The 1,508-nt window shown below is 65.3% G+C and carries 1 protein-coding gene; it reads right to left on the bottom strand.

The annotated features are described in order from the left end of the window. On the bottom strand, positions 1–1,508 hold a 1,508-nt coding region (locus EPO61_06875; GenBank protein TAJ09164.1), incomplete at both ends, for a response regulator.

The raw sequence follows: 1,508 nt of genomic DNA, 5'->3' as shown, positions 1-1,508 counted from the left end.
GAACGGTGAACGGTGAACGGTGAGCCGGACCGGTTCGCAGAGTCCGAACCGGCTTGCGCTTCGCGATTCGCCATTTCCCATTCACATGTTTCACGTTCACGAATCCGGCGCGTGGCTTCATAGCCGTCCATCTCGGGCATCTGGCAATCCATCAGAATGGCGGCATAGGGTCTGCGCGCCAGCGCGGCCAGGGCCTCGCATCCGTTGGCGGCCACATCCGCCTGGTAGCCGAGTTTCTGCAGCAGGCGCACCGCCACCGCCTGGTTCACATCGTTGTCTTCCACGACGAGCAGCCGAGATCCGCCGGCCGCCGCGGGTGTGACGGGCTGTTGCGCGCACCCTTCTTGCGGATCGCGGGAGGCGCCGTCCGACAATTGGGCGAGCCGCTCACGGAGGGTCGAGCGCCGAAGAGGTTTGTGCATGCAGGCCACGCGCGCGCGCCCCTGAGGCAGCGCGTCCGTTTTGACTCCCGCTTGGGTCAGGAGCAGCACCGCTGTGGCGGCCAGCACCGGATCGTCCATGATGGCCCGTGCCACGCGGCTTTCCCGGATGTTGTAGTCGAGGATCGCGAGGGTGAACGGCCGCCCTCTGTCGGCCGCATCCCTCGCCAGTTGCGTGGCGTGCGGGCCGTCGTCCTCGGCGATATCCGTGAGACCCCAGGCGGACAGGTGTTGCCGCAGGAGCAGGCGCAACATCTCCGAGCCGGCCACGATCAGGACGCGGTGGTGCGCCGCAAACGGCGCCGCATCCGGTTGCGGCTGAACGGGCCGGACCTTGAGTGCCACCGTGAACCAAAAGGTGCTGCCCTGACCCGGTTGGCTCTCCAGCCCGATCGTCCCGCCCATCAGCTCCACCAATTGCTTCGAGATGGCCAGCCCGAGCCCGGTCCCCCCGTACTTGCGGGTCGTGGAACTGTCGGCCTGTGCGAAGGCTTGGAACAAATGAGCCTGCTGGGATTCCGGAATGCCGATGCCGGTGTCGGTGACCGAGAAACGCAAAGTGATGAGTGAGGAATGATGAATGCCGGATCCGTCTTCCTTGATCCGCTGTTCATCATGCATCATGCTGCCTGCATCGTTGGTTGGGTCGCGTTCGACGCGGATCGTGACGTCGCCCCGCGCGGTGAACTTGACCGCGTTCCCAACCAGGTTGGTGAGCACCTGCCGGAGCCGCTTTGGATCGCCCTGCAGCGAGTGGGGGACGTCGGGGTCGATCAGCCCGGTGACTTCCACGGCTTTGCGCGAGGCCTGTTCCGCCATCAGTTCGGTGACGTCTTCCACCAGCGAGGGCAGGCCGAAGTCCAGGGTCTCCAGGGAGAGTTTGCCTGCCTCGATCTTGGAGAAGTCGAGGATGTCGTTGATGATGCCCAGGAGTATTTCCGCCGACCGCCTGGCCGTGCCGGCGAAGTCGGCCTGCTCGGCGTTGAGGCGGCTGTCCTGCAAGAGTTCGAGCATGCCGATGACGCCGTTGAGCGGCGTCCGGATCTCGTGGCTCATGGTGGCGAGGAA

It is taken from the genome of Nitrospirota bacterium, assembly GCA_004296885.1.
Taxonomy (GTDB): Bacteria; Nitrospirota; Nitrospiria; order Nitrospirales; family Nitrospiraceae; genus SYGV01.
Note: the sequence above shows the minus strand (reverse complement) of the source record. Positions and strands in the feature narration are given on the sequence as shown.